The 22,879-nt window shown below is 68.4% G+C and carries 27 protein-coding genes and 1 tRNA gene; 13 read left to right on the top strand and 15 right to left on the bottom strand.

Going from position 1 to position 22,879, the window contains the following annotated elements:
• Positions 1 to 12 precede the first annotated feature (12 nt).
• On the top strand, positions 13 to 765 hold the full coding sequence (locus PH189_RS09920) for an arylamine N-acetyltransferase family protein (RefSeq protein WP_274188614.1): 753 nt from the start codon (positions 13 to 15) through the stop codon (positions 763 to 765).
• Here PH189_RS09920 and PH189_RS09915 read toward each other — a convergent pair.
• On the bottom strand, positions 762 to 1,181 hold the full coding sequence (locus PH189_RS09915) for a DUF4395 domain-containing protein (protein ID WP_274188613.1): 420 nt from the start codon (positions 1,179 to 1,181) through the stop codon (positions 762 to 764). The two genes, PH189_RS09920 and PH189_RS09915, sit on opposite strands and share 4 nt — an antisense overlap.
• Positions 1,178 to 1,603, bottom strand: a complete 426-nt coding sequence (locus tag PH189_RS09910; RefSeq protein WP_274188612.1) for a TlpA family protein disulfide reductase — start codon at positions 1,601 to 1,603, stop codon at positions 1,178 to 1,180. Before PH189_RS09910 ends, PH189_RS09915 begins: the two co-directional genes overlap by 4 nt.
• A gap of 155 nt (positions 1,604 to 1,758) precedes the next feature.
• On the opposite strand from PH189_RS09910, the gene PH189_RS09905 reads away from it, so the two are divergent.
• Positions 1,759 to 2,136: a hypothetical protein gene (locus PH189_RS09905; protein ID WP_274188709.1), complete on the top strand. Its 378-nt coding sequence runs from the start codon at positions 1,759 to 1,761 to the stop codon at positions 2,134 to 2,136.
• Between the two features lie 48 nt (positions 2,137 to 2,184).
• Positions 2,185 to 2,261, top strand: a tRNA-Thr gene (locus tag PH189_RS09900).
• Positions 2,262 to 2,283: 22 nt separating this feature from the next.
• Here the strand turns inward: PH189_RS09900 and PH189_RS09895 are convergent.
• Genes PH189_RS09895 through PH189_RS09860 form a run of 8 tightly spaced genes read right to left on the bottom strand, consistent with a single transcriptional unit; the run spans position 2,284 to position 6,636 of the window.
• Positions 2,284 to 2,619, bottom strand: a complete 336-nt coding sequence (locus PH189_RS09895; RefSeq protein ID WP_274188611.1) for a hypothetical protein — start codon at positions 2,617 to 2,619, stop codon at positions 2,284 to 2,286.
• Positions 2,612 to 3,043 carry a tyrosine-type recombinase/integrase gene (locus PH189_RS09890; protein WP_274188610.1) on the bottom strand — a complete coding sequence of 144 codons (432 nt, stop codon included), beginning with the start codon at positions 3,041 to 3,043 and terminating at the stop codon, positions 2,612 to 2,614. Before PH189_RS09890 ends, PH189_RS09895 begins: the two co-directional genes overlap by 8 nt.
• The gene (locus PH189_RS09885) at positions 2,928 to 3,866 is read right to left on the bottom strand and encodes a site-specific integrase (protein ID WP_274188609.1); all 939 of its coding nucleotides are present in this window, start codon (positions 3,864 to 3,866) and stop codon (positions 2,928 to 2,930) included. The genes PH189_RS09890 and PH189_RS09885 overlap by 116 nt, the downstream gene beginning before the upstream one ends.
• Entirely contained in the window at positions 3,866 to 4,405 is a 540-nt protein-coding gene (locus tag PH189_RS09880) for a helix-turn-helix domain-containing protein (protein WP_274188608.1), read from the bottom strand. The genes PH189_RS09885 and PH189_RS09880 overlap by 1 nt, the downstream gene beginning before the upstream one ends.
• The gene (locus tag PH189_RS09875; RefSeq protein WP_274188607.1) at positions 4,402 to 4,629 is read right to left on the bottom strand and encodes a hypothetical protein; all 228 of its coding nucleotides are present in this window, start codon (positions 4,627 to 4,629) and stop codon (positions 4,402 to 4,404) included. Before PH189_RS09875 ends, PH189_RS09880 begins: the two co-directional genes overlap by 4 nt.
• Positions 4,626 to 5,873, bottom strand: coding sequence for a hypothetical protein (locus tag PH189_RS09870; protein WP_274188606.1), 1,248 nt, complete (start codon positions 5,871 to 5,873; stop codon positions 4,626 to 4,628). The genes PH189_RS09875 and PH189_RS09870 overlap by 4 nt, the downstream gene beginning before the upstream one ends.
• Positions 5,870 to 6,226, bottom strand: coding sequence for a WhiB family transcriptional regulator (locus tag PH189_RS09865; protein WP_337994143.1), 357 nt, complete (start codon positions 6,224 to 6,226; stop codon positions 5,870 to 5,872). Before PH189_RS09865 ends, PH189_RS09870 begins: the two co-directional genes overlap by 4 nt.
• Positions 6,223 to 6,636, bottom strand: coding sequence for a hypothetical protein (locus PH189_RS09860; protein WP_274188605.1), 414 nt, complete (start codon positions 6,634 to 6,636; stop codon positions 6,223 to 6,225). Before PH189_RS09860 ends, PH189_RS09865 begins: the two co-directional genes overlap by 4 nt.
• 124 nt (positions 6,637 to 6,760) lie before the next feature.
• Here PH189_RS09860 and PH189_RS09855 point away from each other — a divergent pair, with 124 nt between their 5' ends.
• Genes PH189_RS09855 through PH189_RS09845 form a run of 3 tightly spaced genes read left to right on the top strand, consistent with a single transcriptional unit; the run spans position 6,761 to position 9,248 of the window.
• Complete coding sequence (locus PH189_RS09855) at positions 6,761 to 7,597, top strand: hypothetical protein (protein WP_274188604.1); 837 nt, start codon at positions 6,761 to 6,763, stop codon at positions 7,595 to 7,597.
• On the top strand, positions 7,597 to 8,463 hold the full coding sequence (locus PH189_RS09850) for a hypothetical protein (RefSeq protein WP_274188603.1): 867 nt from the start codon (positions 7,597 to 7,599) through the stop codon (positions 8,461 to 8,463). The genes PH189_RS09855 and PH189_RS09850 overlap by 1 nt, the downstream gene beginning before the upstream one ends.
• Before the next feature lie 11 nt (positions 8,464 to 8,474).
• Positions 8,475 to 9,248, top strand: coding sequence for an SMODS-associated NUDIX domain-containing protein (locus tag PH189_RS09845; RefSeq protein WP_274188602.1), 774 nt, complete (start codon positions 8,475 to 8,477; stop codon positions 9,246 to 9,248).
• Here PH189_RS09845 and PH189_RS09840 read toward each other — a convergent pair.
• From PH189_RS09840 to PH189_RS09830, 3 genes are all read right to left on the bottom strand, one after another.
• On the bottom strand, positions 9,245 to 10,738 hold the full coding sequence (locus tag PH189_RS09840; RefSeq protein WP_274188601.1) for an RNA-directed DNA polymerase: 1,494 nt from the start codon (positions 10,736 to 10,738) through the stop codon (positions 9,245 to 9,247). The two genes, PH189_RS09845 and PH189_RS09840, sit on opposite strands and share 4 nt — an antisense overlap.
• Before the next feature lie 65 nt (positions 10,739 to 10,803).
• Complete coding sequence (locus tag PH189_RS09835; protein WP_274188600.1) at positions 10,804 to 12,150, bottom strand: SMODS domain-containing nucleotidyltransferase; 1,347 nt, start codon at positions 12,148 to 12,150, stop codon at positions 10,804 to 10,806.
• 87 nt (positions 12,151 to 12,237) lie between these two features.
• A complete protein-coding gene (locus tag PH189_RS09830) occupies positions 12,238 to 13,275 on the bottom strand; it encodes a rolling circle replication-associated protein (protein ID WP_274188599.1) in 1,038 nt (345 codons plus the stop codon).
• A 1,337-nt stretch (positions 13,276 to 14,612) separates the two neighbouring features.
• On the opposite strand from PH189_RS09830, the gene PH189_RS09825 reads away from it, so the two are divergent.
• The 7 genes from PH189_RS09825 to PH189_RS09795 all read left to right on the top strand — a co-directional run bounded on the left by PH189_RS09825 (position 14,613) and on the right by PH189_RS09795 (position 19,031).
• Positions 14,613 to 15,752 (top strand): glutathione-independent formaldehyde dehydrogenase, encoded by a 1,140-nt coding sequence (locus PH189_RS09825; protein WP_274188598.1) that lies wholly within the window; start codon positions 14,613 to 14,615, stop codon positions 15,750 to 15,752.
• A 79-nt stretch (positions 15,753 to 15,831) separates the two neighbouring features.
• Entirely contained in the window at positions 15,832 to 16,242 is a 411-nt protein-coding gene (locus tag PH189_RS09820) for an ester cyclase (RefSeq protein WP_274188597.1), read from the top strand.
• 52 nt (positions 16,243 to 16,294) lie between these two features.
• Positions 16,295 to 16,474: a hypothetical protein gene (locus PH189_RS09815; protein WP_274188596.1), complete on the top strand. Its 180-nt coding sequence runs from the start codon at positions 16,295 to 16,297 to the stop codon at positions 16,472 to 16,474.
• Positions 16,475 to 16,507: 33 nt separating this feature from the next.
• Complete coding sequence (locus PH189_RS09810; RefSeq protein WP_274188595.1) at positions 16,508 to 16,942, top strand: TIGR03618 family F420-dependent PPOX class oxidoreductase; 435 nt, start codon at positions 16,508 to 16,510, stop codon at positions 16,940 to 16,942.
• 361 nt (positions 16,943 to 17,303) lie between these two features.
• Positions 17,304 to 17,960 carry an SDR family oxidoreductase gene (locus PH189_RS09805; RefSeq protein WP_274188594.1) on the top strand — a complete coding sequence of 219 codons (657 nt, stop codon included), beginning with the start codon at positions 17,304 to 17,306 and terminating at the stop codon, positions 17,958 to 17,960.
• 6 nt (positions 17,961 to 17,966) lie between these two features.
• Positions 17,967 to 18,155: a hypothetical protein gene (locus PH189_RS09800; RefSeq protein ID WP_274188593.1), complete on the top strand. Its 189-nt coding sequence runs from the start codon at positions 17,967 to 17,969 to the stop codon at positions 18,153 to 18,155.
• 84 nt (positions 18,156 to 18,239) lie between these two features.
• Entirely contained in the window at positions 18,240 to 19,031 is a 792-nt protein-coding gene (locus PH189_RS09795) for an alpha/beta fold hydrolase (RefSeq protein WP_274188592.1), read from the top strand.
• A 591-nt stretch (positions 19,032 to 19,622) separates the two neighbouring features.
• Here the strand turns inward: PH189_RS09795 and PH189_RS09790 are convergent.
• Together PH189_RS09790 and PH189_RS09785 are read right to left on the bottom strand one after the other, a co-directional pair.
• Complete coding sequence (locus PH189_RS09790) at positions 19,623 to 20,243, bottom strand: hypothetical protein (protein ID WP_274188591.1); 621 nt, start codon at positions 20,241 to 20,243, stop codon at positions 19,623 to 19,625.
• 568 nt (positions 20,244 to 20,811) lie between these two features.
• Positions 20,812 to 22,590, bottom strand: a complete 1,779-nt coding sequence (locus tag PH189_RS09785) for a glycosyltransferase (RefSeq protein WP_274188590.1) — start codon at positions 22,588 to 22,590, stop codon at positions 20,812 to 20,814.
• Between the last annotated feature and the right edge of the window lie 289 nt (positions 22,591 to 22,879).

Raw genomic sequence — 22,879 nt, 5'->3', positions numbered from 1 at the left:
TATACCGGTGATGTGGACGCGACGGACTACCTGGCGCGGATCGGTGCCGCGGCCGACGACCCGCTGGACACCCTGATCGAGCGCCACATGATCGCGGTTCCGTTCGAGAACCTCTCGGTGCACCTGCCCGAGCCGATCGAGCTCGACGACGACGCGCTCCTCGAGAAGATCGTCGAGCGGCACCGGGGCGGCTTCTGCTTCGAGCTCAACGGGGCCTTCGCCTGGCTGCTCCGCGAGCTCGGCTACGACGTGACCCTGTGCTCGGCCCGCGTGGCGCGCAACGGCGGGGACGACGGGTACGGCCCGCCCGGCGACCACATGGCGCTCGTGGTGGACGTGCGGGGCGCGCGCCTGCTCGTCGACGTCGGCTTCGGGCGCTTCGCCGCCCGAGCCGTCGACCTCGAGCGTCGCGACGGGCAGCCCGACCGCACCGGGACCTACGCCGTGCGCGACGCCCCGGACGGCGAGCTCGACGTGGTGTGCGACGACACGGTGGTCTACCGCCTCGATCCGCGCGCCCGGCTGCTCACCGACTTCCTGCCACTGTCCTGGTGGCACTCGACCTCGCCGGAGTCGCCGTTCGCGCTCGGGCTGACCTGCTCCCGCCTCACCCGTGCCGGCCGCGTCACCCTCGCCGGCGACCGCCACATCGTCACCGGCGACGACGGCTCCCGCGAGGAGCGCACGGTGCCCGAGGACGAGCAGCTCGAGATCTACCGCGACGTCTTCGGCATCGTCCTCGACGCCGTCCCGACGGTGGGTTAGCGGGCCGCGCGGACCCGTCCGAGCAGGCCGTACACCTCGCACCCGAGGCAGAAGCCGAACGCCGCGTTGAGGAACGCCGCGGCCAGCGCGAACGCCGTCGCCACGATGCCCAGCACCGTCGCGCCGCTGAGGTACCCGATCGCCGCGACGGCGGCGAAGACCAGCCCGACCGCCTGCGAGAACCGCACCGGCGTCGCCTCCTCCCGCTCGCGCGGCGCGCCGAGGCGCGGCGCGAGCAGCGTCCGGTACAGCGCGCCGTAGGGAGACCAGCGCATCCCGGCGACCACCGGGATCGCGAACACGACGGCCTGCAGCGCGGCGAGCACCCCGCTACCGGTGAGCAGCACGACGGCCAGGACCACGGTCGTGACGGTGGCGGCGAAGCGCACTCCGCGCGGGTCGAGCCGCCCGGTCATCGGGTCTCCTCGAGGGACAGGGCCTGCAGGTCCGCACGGCGGGGGACGCCACCGACGCGCAGGAGCTCGGTGCCGGCGCGGTCGAACGCGACGGTGGTCGGGGTGCGCAGGACGTGGAGGACCCGGGCGATCCCGGGGTGCTCGGCGACGTCGACCTCGACGTGGCGGAGATCGGGGTGCTCGGCCGTCAGCGCGGTGAGCTGCTCGCGGGTGCGGGCGCACGGGGTGCAGACCGGCGAGGAGAGCTGGAGCAGGAGGACCCGGTCCGCGGGGTCGGGGTCGATCCCGGCGAGGTCCCAGCCGTTCCCGGTGCCCTTGCCCTGCGTGACCCGCCCGTCCCGGCGTCGGAGGACGAGCCCGGCGACCGTCGCGACGACGAGGACCCCGATCAGCACCGCGACCCCGGCCGCACTCAGCCCCACGACGACGGCAACCGCGTCCCGGCGCGCGGTTGTTCCCGGCCTCGCACTCCTCGGTGACGAGATCCGCGCTCACCGCGGGATCCGTCACCGAGGTCCGACGGTGTAGACCGGGTCCCGTGGCGGTGGCGACGGCGGCGACCTTCGTGTGGCTCGGGATGGTGCTGGCGATCTCGTTCCTCGAGGCGCCGCTCAAGTTCCGCGCGCCCGGCGTGACGACGGTGATCGGGCTCGGCATCGGGAGGCTGGTCTTCCGCGCGCTGAACGTGGCCGAGGGTGTGCTGGCCCTGGTCGTGGTGGCCGCCCTGCTCGTGGCCGGTGTCCCGGCGGGGCCCACGGTCGCCGTCGGCGTCCTCGTCGTGCTCCTGCTGGTGCAGCTCGGCGTCGTGCGCCCGCGCCTCAACCGCCGCTCCGACCGCGTGCTGGCCGGGGAGGACGCGCCGCGCTCCCGGCTCCACCTCGCGTACATCGGGCTCGAGGTGGTGAAGGTCCTGGCGCTGGTGGTGCTGGGCGTGCTCCTGCTCGGTGGGGCGTAGACCCGCCTCGTCCTCGGGCCGGGGCCCTGGCCTAGACTCCTTCGCACTGCCGCCTTAGCTCAGCTGGCCAGAGCAACGCACTCGTAATGCGTAGGTCTCGGGTTCGAATCCCGAAGGCGGCTCCACCCTGACCAGCAGGTTTCCCTCCTAGGAAGCCTGCTCCCGGTCGGCGTCGTTGCAGTTGTCGTTGCAGTTCTGTTCACGGGCCGCCTCGACGCCGGCGGCGAAGGACCGACGCATCAGCGACGCGAGCGTGGCGACCATGTGCGTCTCCCAGGCGGCCACCCACGTCAGGCAGCGACGCTCGTAGCCGCTGAGCTCGACGTCGGCGAGCGCCTCGAGCAGGACGGCGGTCTTGCGCTTGCGCTGCCGGTTGCGGTGGGTCTCGGCGTCCTCCCAGCGCTGCCGGAACAGCGAGCGGTCCTCACGGTCGTAGGGCGGCGTGAGCCGCAGCGGCGGCTCCTCGATCGGGCGCTCAGGCATCGTCGCCCCACAGCGCCGAGTCCATCCGTCGTGCCGCGTCGCGGGCGACCTCGGAGCCGATGTGCGTGTAGCCCTGCGTGGTCCGCACGTCGGAGTGGCCGAGGATTTCCTGCACCGCGCGGATGTGCACGCCCTGGGCCACGAGCAGCGTCCCCGCGGTGTGGCGCATGTCGTGGACGCGGACCTCGCGGACTCCGGCCTCGCGCAGGATCGTCTTCCACTCCGCCCAGTCCCGGCGCGGATCGACGGGGCGGCCGGTCTCAGTGGCGAACACGAGGTCCTGGTCCTGCCACTGCTCCCCGGCGCGTTCACGCTCGAGGTCCTGGGCCGGCCGCCTTGTGCTCGCGCAGCGCGGCGACGAGGCGGGTCGGCAGGGTGACCGTGCGCCGGCTCTTGCCCTTGGGTCGGCGGAAGACGAGCCCACCGCCGTAGCGCTGCGGGCAGGCCGTGGCGTGGCGCCGGCAGTCCTTCGGGCACGTCGGTCGGTGCAGGCGCTCGCCGCACACGTGCGCGTCGTCGCAGCCGTGCCGCCAGCGGTTGCGCTGGAGCTGCCACCAGACCTTCACGTCCCCGGTGTCGAGGTCGACATACTCCCAGCGCAGCCCGAGGGCCTCGCCCTGCCGCAGACCCGCCGACAGCGCGACCGTCCAGCGGGTCCCGTTGCGCAGCTCGGCCGTGGCCGCGAGGACCTTGCGGGCCTCGGCGAGGGTGAGCTGCTGCTGTTCAACCTCGGGTGACGACGGCGGGTCGACTAAGAGCGCGACGTTGCGGTTCACGTGCCCGCGCCGGTGAGCGATCTTGAGCGCGCGGGACAGGATGCGGTGGGTCTTGAGCACCATCGACGGCGCCCGGCCGGCGTCGAGCATCACCGCGTAGAGACGATCCAGGTGTTCGGGCGAGAGACGGTCGAGCCGGTGCCGACCGACGTTCGGGATGATCCAGTTCGTGGCCTGCGACCAGTAGGCGTCCAGCGTCTTCGGCGTGACCCGCTGCGGGGCGATCGTGTCGAGGTAGGTGGTCATCCACGAGGCGACGGTGGGCGCGCGGCCGGCCTTCTTGGTCTCGCCGCGCTCCCGGTCCTGCTCGAGCTTGCGGACCCGCTTGGTCACCCCGGCCTCGGTGGTGGCTTGCAGGTGCCGGCGGTCGAGCCGGCCGTCGGGCTTGTGTCCGACGGTCACGTAGCCGTGCCAGTAGCCGTCCGCACCCTCGAAGATCGAGGAACGCTGGTTGGGCTTGCGGGTGCCCATCACGCCGCGCCCTCGGAGAGCCGGGCCACGTAGTCGCGGACGGCCTGGTCGGGCACGCGCCGGCTGCTGCCGATCTTCACCGACGCGAGCTCGCCGACGTTCATCAGCCCGAAGACCCGCGAGCGGCAGATGCCCAGCAGCTCGGCGACCTCTTCGACGCGCCACAGGTACTTGGTGGTGTTCACGGTGCTGTCCTCCGGGTCGGACGGGCTGAGGTGCCCGAGGTGGTAGTGGGCGCGGTCGAGGTGGCCGGCGAGCGCCTCGAAGACGTCGCGGGCGTCGTTCAGCGCGGCGCGCGCCTGGCGCAGCGCGTGGATCGGGTCGCTGCCGCGGTCGTCGCGGTAGTCGACGGGATCGGCGGTGCGCAGCGGCCGGGCGATGTGCTCGAGGAGCTGCGGGAGCCGGTGCGCCAGGTCGGTCACGGCCCCGACGACGGCCGAGGTCTCGGACGCGGTCAGCGCGGCGCTCATCGCGGTGTGGTTGGCCGCGCGGACGGCGCCGGCCGCGGTCCCGACCTGCTCGGAGACGGTCGTCGTCATCGGGGCTCCTCCTCGGGGACGTCAGCGGCGCGGTCGGTGGCTGCGCCGAGCTGGTGGGCGAACTCCCCGGCGCTGCTCGACACCGCAGGCCCGAGGGTCGGGAAGGCGGCGAAGAGGAGGACGAGGGTCACGACGCCGGAGGCGAGCGCTGGCGCAGCGCGGCGGCTCTTGATGAGCAGGGCGGTGACGAGGCCGGCGATGATGACGATCGCGATCAGGTTCATGACTGGGCCCGCCGTCCATAGCGCTGGACGCGGTCGACGTACTCGCCGTACTCGCCCAGGTACGGCACGCGGATGCGCTCGCAGTCCCTGCCAAGTCCTGACAGGTAGGCGACGCCGGGATCGGCGTTGGCGTGCTCCTGGCCCAGCCGGCGGGCATCGGTGCCGTGGAGCATCTCCAGCGAGTCGGCCGGAACCCTGAAGCTCAGCCTCAGGGCGAACTGATCGCGGGCGTAGCCGCCACCCACCGCCGTGGCCTCGAAGCGCTGGGCCAGCATCAGCATCCGGAACGCGGCCTTCCGCCCCTCGCTCAGGAGCCGGAGAACCGCGGTACGGATACGGTCGCCGACCGGCACGCCCTCGCCCCGCTTGGGCTTCGGCAGCCCGTCCGCGGCCCGCAGCAGACCGGGGAACTCCTCGAGTGCGACGAGCACCGTGGGGCAGTCCGCCGAGGGCACGACCTTGTCTCGGCGCGGCGGGATGGTCGCGAGCCGGCGGTCCATCTCGGCCACCAAGTCCTCGAGCAGCACGGCGTGCGCGGCGATGTCCGCAGTGCCGGTGACCTGGTGAGCGCGGTGGATCGTGCCGTCCCAGGACCGACCGAGCAGCAGGCCGGTGATGTCCGAGCCGGCAATCAGGACGTCGGGCGCGGCGGCGAGCTGGGAGAGCAGCCCGTAGGTGAAGACCGACTTCCCAGAGCCGTTCATGCCCTGCACGGCCAGGTGCGCCGGGTCGGTGATGGCGTGCCCGAGCGTGACGCCGTCCTCGATGCGGCCCAGGACCACGGCCTCGCCTCCAGAGTGGACGACCGCCGGCGGGAGGCCGAAGTCGTCGCGCAGCGGGTCGGCGTCGAGCAGGTGCAGCCGAACCCAGCGCCCGGCGATCGGCTCGACCCGCAGCCCGTGGGCGCCGAGGGTGTGCGCGAGCCGGGGCCCGTTCTCCTTGGCCGTGAAGTCGCCTGGCTCCTGGCCGGGCAGCAGCTCCACAGTCAGCGAGGTAGGCGGGCCGACGCGGACCTCCCCGACGCGCGGTGTGCGGACGGTGACGCCGGCGGCGACCTGGACGTAGTGGCAGATGTTCAGACCGGCGCACGCCTCGCGGAAGACGCCGCGCATCACGTCGGCGTAGGCGACGATCGAAGCCTCGTACTCGCGGCGGGCCTGGCGCTCGCGCAGCCGCCCGAGGAAGCCAGGGCCGGCTCTGCTGCCGGAGAACCGCTCGAGGGCGTGGGTCTCGGACACGGTCACGCTCCCGTCTCCTGGCAGGTCGAGCAGAGCGATCCGTCGACAGCGGGCACGGGAAACAGCAGCGAGCAGGCCGCGCACGCCGGCTCCCGGTCCGCGATCGGGTCGGGGACCCCGGCGAGACGCTGGCGGCGGATGGCGCGCCGCTCGGTGGGCGTGGTGGCGGCCCAGATACCGACGTCTTGGCCGGTGTCGAGCGCCCAGGTCAGGCACTCGGACTGGACCGGGCAGCGCCCGCACACCGGCCGCACAGCGGAGAGGTGGCGGGCGACGATCGGCGCTGTGTCGTCCTCGGTGGGCGGGAAGAACAGCTCCGGGTCGGTGTCGCGGCAGGCCGCGCGCGTCTGCCAGCTCATGACGCCGCCGCCTCGGACTGCGCGGCCGCCTCGTTTCGTCGCTGGCGCGGGGTCGTGGACGCGAGGGCCCGGACCTCCTGGCACCGGTACCAGACCTGAGCCCCGGTGACGTTGCCGTTGCGGTCCTTCTTGTCCATCACGCCGATCTCAAAGCCGACCAGATCGACGGGCGTGGCCGGCGCGAGGTCGTCGGCCGGGGCGCGCTCGGCGACGAGACCGACCTTGATGATCTCGTTGGTGGCCCGCCCGAACTGCCGGAAGCGAGCGACGAGCTGGGCCTCCCACTTCGGCAACCCGTCCTTGGTGGTCTCCTGCCGGAACGAGTCCCCGAACGCGGTCTTGGGCTCGCAGGACAGGAACAGCAGCGACTCGAAGGTCGCTGCCTGGTCGATGGCGAAGTTCTGGATCACTGGAGCGTCTCCTCGTCGTTCAGGGGCCTAAACACTGCGGCGCAGCGCAGCCACCTGCGTGTGTAGGGGTCTAAACAAGCTAGCAGCCTCGACCCCCACTGGTACAGGCCCCTAAACTTGACCGGTGTCCGAGCCCGACGCCGAGGAGTTCCACGCCCTGCGGCGTGAACCCGACCCGATCATTCGGGGCCGGCGTGCGACCGAGCTGCTCGCGCTCTACCAGCAGCGCTCGACCGAGCTGGCGCGACTGCGCCGGGCCGCGATCGAGGAGGCCCGCGATCAGCTCGGCGGCAGCTACACCGAGGTCGCCAAGGCCTTCGGGCTCACCAAGGGTCGGATCACTCAGATCAGGCAGACTGCGCCGGTGCCGGAGCGGGCGTTCTACGGCGTCGGACCGATCACCATCGCCATCCCGGGCCGGGTCTTCCCTGGCCGGCGTGACCTCGTCATTGCCTCCGAGGACGACGAGACGGCCGACATCATGACCGCCGAGCTCCACCGGCTGGCGTTCCACAGCGAGCGATACCGCGTCGACCCCGAGCAGCCCTGGACGCCGGCCGGCGATGCCGTGGTCATTTGTGGGCCTGTCTCCGCGCCTGTCGGCGGCGAGCTGCTGGCTCGAGACCCCGTGCTCAGCTTCGTTCAGCTCGAGGGCGGCCGATGGGTGCTCGAGCGTCGCGACACAGGGGAACAGTTTGCCTCGCCCATCGACGACGATCGCCACGACGAGCGGGACGTCGCCTACCTTGCCCGCCACCAGGGCGATGACCACGTCATCGTGCACCTCGCCGGCGTTCACGCTCTGGGTTCGATAGCTGCTGCGACGCACCTTGCTGCCGGGTTGCAAGAAACGTGGCGCGAGATGGGGGAGACCTCGTTCTCCATGGTCGTCCGTGGAACCTTCGAAGATCAGAAGCCGACGCGCGTCGACGTGCTGGCCGGCCCCATACGGTGGAGCTGATGGCACCCCCGCACATCGAGTATGCCGTCCTGTCCGCGGGTGAGGGGGCAGGCCAAGACCGCTGCTTCACCGCCGACGGCCTCGTCGTCGTCCTCGACGGCGCGTCGGCCTACGACCCCAGCGTGAGCCCCGACGCTGGCGAGTATGTCGACACCCTCGGGTCGGTCTTGATCGAAGAGATCGTCCGCCACGAGGGCATCGACCTCCGGGACGCCCTCAGCCAAGCAATCCGTCATACCGCCGACAAGCTCGCGCTGATTCCCGGGAAGAGCCCCTCTTCCACTGTCAGCATCGCGCGGTCGGGCAGTGCGGGTGTCGATGTCCTAGTTCTCGGCGATAGTCCCATATCGGCGTACTTCACCGACGGTAGCCAACGCTCTATTATCCAACACCCGATGGACCATATCGCGCCCGAATTACGAGGTCGCTATAGGGACCGACTGGCAGCGGGGAGCGGCTTTGACGACGAGCATCGAAGTATTCTAGCCAGAATTCAACGTGCAGAGGCTCCCCTTCGCAACAGCGACGACGGCTACTGGATTGCCGAGGCGTCGGTCAACGCGGCTGCTTACGCCGAATGTATGCATATCGACTGGGGACTTCTCGACCTGCTCGTCGTTTCGACAGACGGCGCTGCTGGTGCCGTAGAAGAAATCCGAAAAGTCGAGCGAGAAGCCCTGACTAGCGGCCGTATCTTGAGCGTTCTTCAGGAACTTCACGACTGGGAGGAAGAGTGCGATCCAGACGGCCGAATGCGACCTAGATCGAAGCGCCACGACGATAAGACTGTGGCAGTGATGCTGACCGACGCGGTAGCGGGTCCGCTATCAGAAGCCGATCGAGGAGCAGATTCTTGCGAAGGTTAGCTGTCTACATCTTGATTGCAGTAGCGTCTGTCATCGCGCTGTTCTTTGTTACCGATGCCGTGCTAGCCGGCCTGCTGACGGGAGCGGTGACGGGGCTGATAATCCCGATCGGCGACCGGGTGTCGGGCAACTCCGGATATCTCAAGCTGAGCGCTCAGTCCGTGCGCTATCGAAAGCGGTACGTCAGATTATCGATCTCGTACCTGATTCGGATAGAGATCGACGGCAAGTACTTGCTCTTACGCGGAAGGCGGATACCCAATCAGTTCCAACCAGCCGGCGGTGTCTACAAGTTCAATCAAACAATCCGCGACAGGTTCAACTCGTGGGGCGTTCTGAGTGATAATCTAATTCCCATCGACGACGTTAGTGCAGACGACCTCCGTATCCGAATTCGCGGTCAGTATCTACCCCGTTTCATGAAATGGTTCGACAGCGGCAAGAACCGCGAAGTCGGCATCTGGAGAGAATTCTCTGAGGAGCTAATAGACACAGGAATCCTCTCGGCAGAGAACTTCAAGTCTATTAAGTTCGACTTCGTACGCAAACACGTCGATTCTCTTCAGTACAGTGAGTATTCCAACGGTCTCGAGATGCTTGTTGCGCACGTATTCGAGCTTCTCCCAACCGCCGGGCAAGTCCAAGAGCTCAGAGCGCTCAAACAGCGCGGCGGTACAGACGCTGCGCAGTGGTGCTCTGAAGATCGGATCCGAAGGAGAGGTGTCGAACCGGGTGAGTCGTACACATACTCCGTATCTCGAACCGCGGAGTGGCTCCTCTCCTAGAAGATCGGAGGGATGATGTCTTCCTCGTTGTGTACGACCCACTCAAATAGTTGCTGGTCCAAGAAGTTCGGTGCTACTAGCTGGGCCTTCTCGGTCGAAGAAAAGCCTCTACAGTTGGCAAGTGCGCCAGCAAGGTAGGGGCTCGTTAGTGAAGTTGAACCGTTAGCCGCCTCGCGCCACGTCGAGTCTTCCAACCGATGGTTGCACGCTAGCACCCACGCGGAATACGCCCTCAAGAATTCGGAGTTCGCATCTTTTGTGTTGCTCTTCGCCCAGTCAATTACCGCATTATCGGTCAGGAATCCACCGACCTCGATCACGTATAGCATCCAGACGCGCTGCCACTGTGAGAGGGGAAGGTAAATGACCAAGCTTTCGAGGGCGCTGCTGACCCGCTCATGATGCCGCGATTCAAGCGTGCGGAGGTAACGAGCAACCGCGGGCGTTAGCTGGGGCTCTGTTCTTACAATTGCTTCACACCACGGTATGGCGGTCGGGTCCTCGATCGTCTCTAGGAGGCCGAGCGCAGTCTTCGCATGGCGAACCACCTCGGCCCTTGCTTCGCCTTCTTGGTATTCCCGGCTACCGGAGCTCCAAAGATTGAGCATCTCCGTTGCTGTATCTCGGTGTTCCTGGGCCTCGTCAGGCTCGAACGTACTGTCGCTATAGAGGTCTCTGTCGATGAAAGCATCTCGAGCCCTCGCGACTGGACCTTGGAGGTTGGGACTTGCTTGGAACCAATCCGTGTAGTCGCTGATCGAGTCAGTTCTGGTCTTCCGCTCGTTCACGTGAAGTCCGAGTTGGCGGGCCTCGTCGTCGAAGATTTCCAGTGCCCGGACAGCGCGCTTGTCTCCAAGGGTGAGCAGCCGGAAGTCGTCCGAGTACCTGACGGACGTCACTCCCCGTGCGAGAATTCTGCGCTGGAGATCATCGGCATAGGCCTCCGCGACGGTCTCGCTCGCTTCGTTCACCTGCGGAATGCCAACATATCGTCCGCTTATCTCGCGCCAGAAGTTCTCCAACCAAGTGATGAGCTCGAAATGTCCGGCCCGACCTTTGAGGTGTTGACCCAGTTGATCGATGGGTATCGAACTGTAGAAGTTTGCGATGTCCGTAGTGACAACGTGACTGATATCGTTGCCACGTGATGTAGGAGCTTGCTTGAAAGTGCGGTAGGCTTCATCTCCGCGAACAACAGGGGGAAGGTAGGGCTTGATCTTCTCCACTGTCGCCCGGTAAAGAACCCGTTCTCTGAAGGGCACAAGGGCCACAGGACGGCGTCCGTAAGTCCACTTGTGAGCAATAAGGAGATCGCAGGACCGGAAGGCTTCATCGTCTAGGGCGAGCTGTTCGATGTGCTCGCTAACTAGGTCGACACGATCAGCCGCGAAGCGGTCGACGAGCGGCTGCGGGAGGAGGTCCGGCTCCCACTTGGTCTCCGCGGCCACCGCCGCGCGGACATCGAGCTGAGCTACCAAGCCAGCACTCATCTGAGGCACATCGCAGACCGTACTCGATCATCCGCTGTCGCTGCTACCGACCTACTAATCCCAGGTTACCCAATAACGATCACTTGTTGATGGTCTTTTGCTACACATACGCCATCTCGTACCGCGTATGCCTCAACGAAGTGACGGCCAACGTATGCGGTGGACTCCTTCCGTGTACGGCTTCCTTCGTCGCGTACTACCTGCCCGCGCAGCTGATTAGCGCGTTGCGCCTCGTCCCCCCTGTTGCGAACCTTCCAGTAGACGTCATAAGGCTCGGGGACGTTTGACCTGATGCTGAACTGGAGTTCCATCCCTCTCAACGCCATGTTGCCTTGCTTGCTGAGTGTGTAGCGTCGAAGGCCCCCGGACTTCTTTATCGCGCGGGCGGTGATGTGGAAGTCGAGACTGGGGTCGATCCGGACTGGGATTCCGAACGTACCGTCGATGCTCTGCTCATTGATGGCCGCTGTAATCGCCGCGGTCTTGTTTGATAGTTCGACCGGCACGCTAGTTTGGCGGAACTTGTCTCCGAACAGTTGTGCCCACTTGTCGACGCTCGAATCGTAGTCAGCCTCTTCGATCGCCTCATCGATCCACGACCGATAGAGACCGAGCTTGGCCTTGAAGTTCGTATAGAGGTCTGGGTCCCAGCGGTGATTGTATGTTTCGCCTGCGCAACTCGGATCGGCGATGTTTGGCATACTTTCGTGATCAGAGAGATGATCGTCCAGGGCGCTGATGATTGACCGGAGAGTGGCGGGGACACTCTCGTAGGATCGAATATCCTGCAGCAGGGCTATGTGACTAACGCGTTCCGCGAGCAAAATAGTGAGCACGACAGAGGCGACAGTGAAAGTGTTCTTGTAGTCCCGTAGGTATTTCATCAGACGAATCACCTTCACGAGATTGCCGCCTGTGATGCGGTCCTTCTCGTCGAGCCATTCGTTGAAGCCTTCAGGGTTTGTCAGCTCGTACCTGTTCTTGTTTCGGTTCGTGATGTAGTTTCCGCCAAGGCGTCGCAGGAAAGGTACTGCGTCGAGGTGGAATTCGTTTGCGTAGTCAACAAAAACGCAACGGGAGCGTCGATGCGCCATCGGAGCGTATACGGCGCTCGTGCCGAAGCTCTGATAGAGCCGTTCTACATAGTCTTTTGCTTCCCAGCTGGCATTCTCGGAGACCTCCACCAACACGTCAGCATCGAATTCGTCTGTTTGCCCCACTGGATTAATAATCGTCCCGTGAGCATATGATCCCTGCGGTATCAGCTCGACGAAGCGGTCCCCGAACTCGTCGGAGCGTTGCTGAAGGAAGTTGGAGATTGCCGTGACTCGACCGTCGAGCTGGTCGATGCGGCTTTGCCTGAGATTGACGGTCTGCTCTAGGAACGCGTCGAATCGATCTTCGAGAAGCATGTAGGCCTTACGGTCGCACCTAGTACTAACTACAACAGCGTAACTCGCGAGAGGATGCGATTCCTTCGTTGAACTGCCGGTCGGCGGTCATGTTCCACTAGCGGGCAACTGCGCGGGTTGAACGGCTCGCGAGCTACTCTGAATGCTTGCTGTGAGCGCCATTTGGGCTAACGCGCGGCTTACCTTGCCCGCGAAGGACGCGCCGTCGTTCACCGCAACCCAGCCGCGGTTGCCGTTGGCTAGGAGGTGCACGCGGGACCGCGACTTGCGCAGGTGAACCCTGCCGGTGGCCTGACAAGTACGAGGCTTCCAGGTGCAATGCGCGCGGCCCTGTGCACGGGCCCACCGGCGGGCGATCCGTCCAGCGTGGACGCCGTCTTCGGGTCGGACCGAGACAGTGCGGGTAGCGCGTTCTAGGTTCCACACGCCCCAAAAGCGGCCGGGGCCGGTGCCGGGCTCGCGCCACTCAGCGGGGACCTCGTGCTGATACTCCTTCGCCGCCATCAGGCCGTGCTTCGTGAAGTACGCCGCCACGCGGCGAGGGTCGGTGGCATGCAGACCTTCGGCGTAGTCCAGCGCCGTCCCGGCGAGCTCGTGGCGCCGCCGTTGCTCCGGGTCGGGATGGTCGACGACGCCGGCCCACGCCGCCGAGAGCCAGACCGCGAAGCGCTCCCCGGTCGTCTTCGACAGGCCGTGCGGGGGAGTGCAGAGCACGTGCACGTGCGGCGCTCCGCGACGCTGGAACTCCAGCTTCCACACGCAGGCCCAGTCCTCGCCCCACGCGCGCAGGTAGCGCTTGCGCAGCGCCTTCATGTGCCGCTTGAGCACCTGTCCCGTCGGGACGACGGCGAGCCAGTCGCCGGGGTAGGTCAGCGTGACCATGGCCGGGAGCCGGCCGTCTCGGTAGAGCGGCGTGTAGTCCAGCTCGCACAGCCGGCGCGTCATCCGCGCACGCGACTTACGCGACCACGCCGTGATCGACGACCGGGGCGGCGGCTTCTCCGGCCACTCGCCGGTGGCGATGTGCGCGGCGACGTCCTGGTCCACGTCCTTCACGTGAGCGTCGTGTGCCCGCTCGCCGGTGCGCTCCCGGCGAGACCAGTCATGGCAGGCGACGGCGAACATGCCCGGCCCGACCGTCAGCTCCCACCGCGGACCCTCCGCGAGCGTCCCCGCCTCCACAGTGACCGCGGGCAACATTGCAGCGGCGGCGTCGACGAGCTCGGGGGAGGGGAACCGGGGCGACCACAGCGACCCCGGGTCATCCGGAACGACCGACGTCGGTTCCTGGGCCTCCCGGCCCGATATGGCACATAGAACAAGCCCAGGCGGCCGGCCCTCGGCTGGCGCCGGGGCGGCGGCCGGGTCGGACGCGACCGGCTTCCGCCGGTCGCTCCTGTCTTCGACCCGCTGCGGCGGGCCGGCCACGCCTCCCACGGCCGCCACAGATGACAGCGAGGAAGCGGACGCGGGCGTGTACGAGCGCCACGGATCAGGCAGGGAGCGCCAGGACGACGGCCGGGTCATCGGACGCCGCCGGGACGCGTGGTGTTGCCCTGGTACTTCCTCCGGAGGCCAGGCGCTCCGCCCTGGACCCGGGCACCACCAAGGGAGGGGTCGACGTGGACGGGCAGCGGTGCGGCGGGGAGGTGGTCGCGGCGGCGTCTCTCCCTCGCCGGCGCTTCCGGGGTCTGACAGCCCGGACGCACTCCCGCAAGGGCCACGGCGGTGCTCGAGGCGTCACCGAGGACGGAGGGTGTGGCCCTTGCCCTCGCGCGCCCGAGCTGTCCGAGGCGACCCCGCGCCGCCGAGGGAGAGCCCCCGAAGCCGAGGCGTGCGGTGAGCAGACGGTTGTCGTTCCAATGGAGAACGTGGACCATGGCCGGCCTCTCGAGAAGGCCGACCGGAGCGCCGGAGTGGCGCGGTCAGGGCGTGCGGGGTCGCCGGCGGGAGGTCTCCCGTCGTTGCAGCAGTCGTTGCAGTTGTCCCGCGGATCGCCCTAGTTCAGGGGTGTAAACCGCGACAAGAACCCCAGCTCAGCGCCGGGATGGAACACCACGAGCGCGCCGAGCGGGTGCCTCGTAATGCGTAGGTCTCGGGTTCGAATCCCGAAGGCGGCTCCGTTCCCGCAGTTCAGACGACCTGTCGTCGATCTTGTCGGCTGCCCGGGTATGGGTCGTGGCCTCCTTCGGCAGTGCGGGTGCTGGTCAGAGGCTTCTTGCGTGGTCTCCGAGCACGTTCACGGAGACGTGTTCGCGTCGCAGGTCCTCGGGCTGCCCAGGACGGACACCCGAGTGCGTCGTGCCCCTCGCGGAGGGTCCGGGGTCGACAGGTGCCGGCACAGGTGACACTGTCGCGCGGTACATCGCCGCGCCGGACCCCGCGGAGCCAGTGGGGCCCCGCGTCGTCGCCGTAGCAACGGACGTTGAGCAGGCCCCTCTCCGAGGTAGGGAAGCTGCTCCATGAAGGCCCTGGTCTACGAAGGTCCCCGGTCCGTTTCGGTGAAGGACGTCCCCGACGCGGAGATCAAGAAGCCCACCGATGTCCTGGTGCGGATCACGACGACGAACATCTGCGGGTCGGACCTGCACATGTACGAGGGCCGCACCGGTCTGGAGTCGGGCAAGATCCTCGGTCACGAGAACATGGGCGAGGTCGTCGAGGTCGGCGCCGGTGTGGACCGGGTGCAGGTCGGCGACCAGGTGAGCCTGCCGTTCAACATCGGCTGCGGGTTCTGCGAGAACTGCGAGCGCGGCAACACCGGGTTCTGTCTGACGGTCAACCCGGGCACGGCGGGCGGGGCGTACGGCTTCTACGGCATGGGCCCGTACGCGGGTGGCCAGGCCGAGCTGCTGCGCGTGCCCTACGCCGACTTCAACTGCCTGATCCTGCCCGAGGACGCGCAGGACAAGCAGAACGACTACACGATGCTCTCGGACATCTTCCCGACCGGCTGGCACGCCACCGAGCTCGCCGGGATGCGCCCGGGCGAGTCGGTCGCGGTCTACGGCGGCGGTCCGGTCGGCATCATGGCCGCCTACTCCGCGGTGATCCGCGGCGCGAGCCAGGTGTTTGTCGTCGACCGCCATCCCGACCGTCTCAAGCTGGCCGAGCGGGCCGGCGCTGTCGCGATCGACGACTCGCAGGGCGACCCGGCTCAACAGATCCTCGACCTGACCGACGGGGTCGGTGCCGACCGTGGGTGCGAGTGCGTCGGGTACCAGGCCCATGACGCGCAGGGCAACGAGAACCCGTCGATGACGCTGAACTCGTTGTTCCAGGCCGTGCGGCCCACCGGGAAGATCGGTGTGGTCGGGTTGTTCCTGCCCGGTGACCCGGGCGGCAAGGACGCCGATGCGCAGGCCGGGCGCTACCCGATCGACTACGGCACCACGTGGTTCAAGGGCCAGGGCATCGGCAACGGCCAGGCCAACGTCAAGAACTACAACCGCCAGCTCGCCCAGCTGATCCACCGGGACAAGGCGAAGCCGTCGTTCATCGTCAGCCACGAGCTGTCGCTGGCCGACGCGCCGGCGGCGTACCAGAGCTTCGATGACCGGCTCGAGGGCTGGACCAAGGTCCTGCTCAAGCCGGCCGCCTGACGTCGGTGGTGCTGCACCGCGGGGTGACCCCGCGGCGCCGCCGCCCGCCCGATCCACCCCGGACCTCAGGAGCACCCACGTGAGCAGCAGAGACGACAACATCGCCACGCAGGAGAAGGCCGCCGAGCGGCTCAACGCCGGGGACGTCGACGCCGGGGTGGACATCATGTTCGCGCCGGACGCCGTCGACCACGACCCCGCGCCGTTCCAGGAGCAGGGCCGGGAGGGGTTCCGCCGGTTCTTCCACTACCTGGTCTCCGCGTTCCCGGACTTCACGATCACTCCGGAGCGGATGGTGGCCGACGACGACTCGGTCGCGTTCGCCTACACCCTCACCGGGACCCACCGCGGGGAGTTCGAGGGCGTCGCCGCGACCGGCAACTCCGTGTCGGTGCGCGGGCTGCAGCTCGGCCGTTTCGAGAACGGCCAGATCATCGAGCGCTGGGGCGCTACCGACATGGCGGGCCTGCTCTCCCAGCTCCAGGGCTGACGCCCACCACCGTGCCACGACGAGAGCCCGCGAATCCGGAGACGGGCTGCCGATGCCGGTCCTCGCCGTGGCCAGCGACCCGTTCGTCGGCACCGACAACGAGCGCGTCGTGCGCGAGGTCGCCACCCACGTTCGCACCGTGTCCCTCCCGTACGGCCACCAACTCGCCGAGGAGTGCCCCGCCGACCTGACCGAGGCGTATCCGACCTTCTTCGGCGGGCACGCGGCTTGATCCTCTACCCGCCTTCGCACGAGAGGAGCCGCCATGGCGGACACGAAGAACGGACCGGAGCTCCACCCGGTCACCGAAGAGCTCGCGAAGGGCAAGAACTTCGCAGCCGTCACCACGGTCCTACCCAGCGGCCGGCTGCAGACCCAGATGCTCTGGGTCGCGATCAAGGACGGCTCGCTGGTCCTCAACACCGAGACCCACCGTCGACGGTACAAGAACCTCCAGAAGGATTCCCGGATCACGGTGCTCATCCGGGACGAGGACGACCCGTATCGCTACGCCGAGGTCCGTGGACGTGTCGACCGCACCACCACTGGATCGGAGGCCCGCGAACACATCGACGAGATCGCGCACCAGTACCTCGGGTCCGACTATCCGCCCAACGGCATCAAGTCCGAGCGCGTGATCCTCTGGGTCACCCCCGAGCGCCAGACAATCATCGACCAGAGCAAGGACACGAGCGACTGACCCCGCCGGCCACGCGGGCGACGCCGTCCCGTGGCCGGGCGGCCGGAGAGGTCTGACATGAGTGCCTTCGGTGTCCGCGGCGGACGCATGGTCGATCCCGGGGGGAAGCCCCTTCCTCTCGCTCGGGATCAACCACGCCGACGAGACCAGCCTGCAGTAGTGACAACCGCTGCCACGGCTCGACGTCGCTTCGCAGTTTCACGTCAGGTCGGACCGGCGATTGCGGCGCAATCGGAAGGGGATTCCGGAGCAGAACTGCCCTGCTGGCCCCCGGCCGGGCTCCGCGACCCGGACCTGAACGACCAGTACAGCAACACCATCGCCGTTGCTGTCACCGCCCCTCGTCCGTGGAGGACATCCCGTGCAGCGAGTTCTGATCACCGGAACGGGTACCGGCTTCGGGCACGAGGTGGCAATGCGCCTCGCCGAGAAGGGCTTCGACGTCATTGCCGCCGTAGAGATCTACGCCCAGGTCCAGACCCTGAAGCGACAGGCCGGTGAGCGAGGCGTCGTCCTGCGGGTCGAGAAGCTCGACGTCACCGTCGAGGGCGACCGTGCGAAGGCCCTGGAGTGGGGTGTGGAGATCCTCGTCAACAACGCCGGCATCGGCGAGGGCGGGGCCACCGTGGACATTCCGGCCACCCACATCCGACACCAGTGGGAGGTCAATGTGACTGGACCCCTGCTGCTGACGCAGGGCATCGCGAAGCAGATGGCCGCCCGCGGGACGGGCCGCATCGTGTGGGTGTCCTCGAGGGAAGGGCTCAACGTCAATCCCTTCACGGGCATCTACTCCGCCTCGAAGCACGCCATGGAGGCGATCGCCGAGACCATGAAGCTCGAACTCCAGGAGTTCGGGGTCGAGGTCGCCACCGTGAACCCGGGCCCCTTCCTGACCGGGTTCAACGACAGGATGTTCCAGACCTACCAGAGCTGGGAGGACGATCCCACCGGACGACTGTTCGACTACTCGAAGCTCTCCTTCCCGCGGTCGCAGTTCGACCCGGAGCCGGTCTAAGCGACCATGACCGCCGTAGTCGCTGGTGAGGTCGCCACCTACCGCAACCTCGAGCCGAAGTCGATGCTCGACGAGACGAAGAGTCTCATCGAGGCGCCGTGGGACAAGAAGACGACCGACGACCTGGGCACGCGTCCGCCCCAGATTCAGGGCTCCTACGACATGGAGCCGGAAACACCGGTGTCGAGCAGCTGACTGTTCCGCGGGCGAGCCGCGGAGCACGGAAATCATCGACCGTCCGTCGGACCCGGAAGGTCTCGAAGAATCGTAGGAGTGCGCATGCCCGGTGCGGCGTTAAATCACGTGAGACGAGGGAGCGGCAGACCGCTGTTGCTCGTCCATGGTCTGGGTGCAGGGTGGCGATCCTGGTCCCCGATCCTCGACGAACTGGCCGAGCACCGTGAGGTGATCGCGGTCGACCTACCGGGGTTCGGCGAGACACCGCCGTTGACCGGCGAGGTCTCGATCGCCACCCTGACCGACTCCGTCGCGAACTTCATTCGCGAACAGGGCCTGGACGGGGCCTCTACTGTCGGCCAGTCGATGGGCGGCCGAATGGTGCTCGAGCTCGCGCGACGGGGCGTCGGTGGCGACACCGTGGCGTTGGACCCGGGCGGCTTCTGGAGCGACCGCGAGGTCGCTGTCTTCGGCGCCACGCTGCGGCCGTCGATCGCTCTGGTCCGAGCGCTGCGGGGCGCGCTGCCGACACTGCTCGGCAGCTCGGTGGGCCGGACCCTGCTGCTGGCGCAGCTCTCGGCGCGGCCCTGGGCGCTCTCCGGCGAGGTCGTGCTGCCGGACGTGCGCGGGCTGGCCGACTCCCCGTCGACCGGCGCCGCCCTGGACGCTCTGACCAAGGGACCCAAGCAGCAGGGAGCCCCGGCTGGCACAGTGCCCGGCCGGGTCACGATCGGTTGGGGTCGTCGTGACCTGGTGACCGTGCCGAGACAGGCCGCACGCGCCACGGAGCTTTTCCCCGACGCGATGCTGCACTGGTTCGAGCGGTGCGGTCATTTCCCACAATGGGACTCACCGCACGAAGCGATCCGACTGATTCTCGACAGCACCGGTTGAGGGATGACAAACCTCGTCGACCAGCCGGACGAGGTCGTGCAGTGACCCCCGCGGGCCTGTCGGCGTTACGGACGGTCGCCACCCCCGATCGGCCATGTGTCACGACGTGCGCGGCCGGACTCCGTCCGGCTCTCCGAGGAGCAGCAATCGCCACGTGGGAAAGGCCGCTGCCCCCATCAACGCCAGCGATACCCCCGTGTGTCGGCGGTGGCGTGGCCTCCATCGTGGCCTCGAACGGCGGAGCCCGGTGTCTACCGATGAGCACGGTGAACTCCTTGAGGTGCACCGATGGGCGCAGTGAGCATGCCGCTCACGGTGACGAAAGTCCTCGTAATGCGTAGGTCTCGGGTTCGAATCCCGAAGGCGGCTCCGCAGGTCGAGGGCCTGCTCCACCGCGTGGAGCGGGCCCTTCTGACGTGTTCGTGGCCTCCTTCGTGGCCTCTGCAGCACGTACGGTCCTTCGTGGCCCCTTCCCGAATCCGCCAGCGAGGCTCGATCAGCTGGCTCCCGAGCGGCTCCGCGCTGAGCGCTCGACCGCTTCCTCGGGTGGTGGGGTCCGAGCGCGACACGGAGCCGGAGACCCTTCTGCGATCAGAGCAGCCCGCGGGTGACGAGTTCGATCCCCTCGACGGTGATGCGATGCGCCCGGCCTGAACCTCCCGTGACCCGACTCCAGCTGCGGACCTCCACGGTCGGCTCGCTCGCGCCGTCGGTCCAGCGGCACGCGAAGCCCCCGTACATACCGGGGACTCCGACCCACATCGTCGCCTCCGGGTGCTCGACCAACGGCCCGACCTGAGGAGGACGCAGGCGCCGGCCCAGCCGCCGCGTCCGCACCTCGACCAGGGCGCGGAGGAAGATCTCGAGGTCGGCCACGGTCTCCTCGTCGATCTCCATCGCGGGGCGAGGACGGAGCTGCTCGGCGAGCACGACGTGACCGAGCCGGTGCGCCATCGCCTCGGCGGTCTCCCCGTCAGCGGTGCGCAGCGTGCGCCAGGCGCCGCGCGCGACGAGGTCGTCGACGACGTCGGGGTGCGCGCCCTGCATTGCGGCGTGGTGCAGCGGAGCCATCCCGCTCGTGTCGCCGACGCGGAGCGCATTGGCGCTCAGCGCGGACGGTAGATCGTCGTCGGTCCGGTCGAGGAGGGTCGCCACGTGGGCCCAGTAGCCCTGCTCGATCGCGTCGGAGAGGGCGTCACGCAGGGCCAGCACGTCGGGCCTGAGGTCGGAGCGTTCGATGACGGAGTCCCACGAGAGCCGAGTCCCGGCAGGAGCAGGTCGAACCATCGCACTCACCCTGTCCAACGACCACCACCCGGTCAATCTGTACCGCCGCAGCGTTGGCTTCGCTGAGGGCCTGGGTGAAGCGCGCCGGGTTGAGTGGAGGCTGTGGGGTGCTCCGGGGTCGGATCGATCCGACTGCTGTCCATCGGCGGGCGTTCGCGGCGGCCACCAGCTCGACGATGGTGGTTCTTGCTCGTCGGACGAGACCTCCGACGGCGCCCATGGTCCCGTACCTGTCGGCCGAGTGGTGGCCATGGGTCACCCGTCGAGCCCTCGGCGCAGCTCCGCGAGTCCCGCGAGGTCGTGTTCATTCTCGTGGTCCGTTCGCTGTCGGGGTGGGGGAGAAAGTCAGCCGGACCACGGGCTGAGCGCGCCCGAAGGTTGCAGGCTCGCTTGCACGGTGCAGTCGGCGCCGGCGGCGGACACTCACGGGCCCTGCCCGAGGGGTGGGGTGAAGGCTGAGCACGGATCGGGGGCTCCCGGCTGGTCGGCGATCTTAGGAGTCACGTGCGATGGCGGCGCGGTAGATGTCCTCGGTCTGGCTGGTGAGGACGTCGCGGTCGTGGCGGCGCGCGAGTTCTGGTCCGTGCGTGGCGGCGGCGGCGATGCGCTGCTGATCGGTGTGCAGCGCCCGCAGGGCGTGGGCGAGCGCGGCGACGTCGCGATCGTCCTGGCCGGTCGAGGACACGAGCATCCCGACGGTCGGTGGCACAACCTCGCGCAGTGCAGCGGTGTCGGGGCCGAGCACCATGGTGCCGACCGAGAGCGCCTCCAGCGCAGCGGTGGGTGCCGCTGCGCTCGGCGTGCCCGGCGCCACCACCGCGAGTCGCGCCGACGCCACCCGTGCGTGCCGCGCCGCGGGGTCCGCCTCGTCGGCGAACTCCACCCGTTGCGCGAGGCCAAGGCGAGCCGCGCCCTGCCGCAGGTCGCTCTCGTGGGGGCCTGTGCCCAGGAGCACCAGCTGTCCGGTGAGCCCGGGTGCAGCCAGCGCCCAGGCGTGCAGGAACAAGCTCGCGGCTGGTGCCCCACCATCCACAGGCCCGACAAGTACGACGATGTCCTCGCCGCGGGGTTCGGGAGCGACGTGCTGTGCCGCCACGTCGATGCCGCTACCAACGACCGCGACATCGGCCCGTACGCCCGCCCCGGTAAGCGCCGCACCCGCGGTTGGGGAGCAAGTGATCACCGAGCAGTGTGTCTGGATCGCCCACCACCGCAGGCCCAGCAGCGGTGCCCATCGGTCGGTCGGCGGCGGGGCGGGGAGCCACTGCGCCACCGCTACCACCGGTCGGCGGGTCCAGCGCGGTATGGCCAGTGAGCCGAGCGGGGCGATGAACTCCTCGACGACCAGGTCAGCCTCGACATCCCGAGCAGCGATGATCGCTGCTGCGGCGTAGGCCAGCAGCGCCCAGGGCCGGACCCGGCGGCATGGGCCCCAGCGCAGTCCCCCTCGCCGGTGGTGTCCGTCGCGGGCCCGATCGTCGAGGAGGCACGGACTCAGCACGGTGATCTCGTGGCCCGCGCCGGCGAGGCGACGGTTGATCTCGGCCGAGGCCGTCGCGTCCGTACCCGGGTCCCCGGGGCCGAGGTGCAAGACCCGCAGAATCGGAGCGGACAGGACACGGCGGGTCGGGTTCGCCGGCTCGACCTCGATCGTCGCGTGGACGTCCGCATCGACCAGGAGCGCACCGCCACCGCCCACCGTCGTACCCGGGTCAGCCGGGACGGCGGTGAGGGGGATACGGCCGCGTAGACGCCCGACGAGCAGCGGCAACCCGACGAGGACGATCCCGACGATGCCGACCGCGACGAGCCACGCCGGGACCCATGTCCGCGTGAGCGCGAGCAGGGCGACGACGGCGCCTCCGCCCATCAGGCGCCCGCGCAGGTTCCGCCGAGGCGGTGGGACGCGACGCGACCGGCACCGCCACCGCAGGAGCACGCCGACGAGCCCGGCCCCGGCGACCGCTCCGCCCGCCGCCCCGTACACCAGCCCAGGCGACTCGATCGGCTCGAACTCGGCGCCGACGGCGATGCCCTCGGCCAGCAGGACGGCGGCACCCAGGGCGCCGACGACCGAAGCGACACGAGCCCCGAGCGAGACGAGCCGCCACACCCCCGCCGCGGTGAGCCCCACGCCCCCGAGCACCAGGGCAGCAGACGGCGGGACCAGGAGCTCGGTCACGGGAACCGACGCCCCGTCCAACCCCACGATGGCCGGTGGGACGGTTCCCACCACGGCGACGATCGGCAGCAGCACCCGGATCAACGACATCGGCCCGACCAGAGCGCCATCTCCACCGACGGCTTGCCATCCGCCGGGACCACGGTCCGTTCGCATGCCCCGCTCCGCGCTCCCCGGCCGGTGGGCGGGCTCCGGGGCATCGGGCCCACGGCGAGGTCGGGTCAGCAGCCTCCGGGGGTCGAGGCCGCCTTGCCGCAGCCGTGGAGGTCGCGATGCAGCGGTGCCCACCGTAACGCTGCCCTTCCTAAGCGGGAGTCCGTCGTCGGAGCGGACGGGTGAGGTCGGGTCTCCGAGCGACCACTGCGCGGGCCGCCACGGA

This window comes from Actinomycetospora chibensis (assembly GCF_028737215.1).
Classification (GTDB): domain Bacteria; phylum Actinomycetota; class Actinomycetes; order Mycobacteriales; family Pseudonocardiaceae; genus Actinomycetospora; species Actinomycetospora chibensis.
This window is presented reverse-complemented; position numbering and strand designations above follow the sequence as displayed.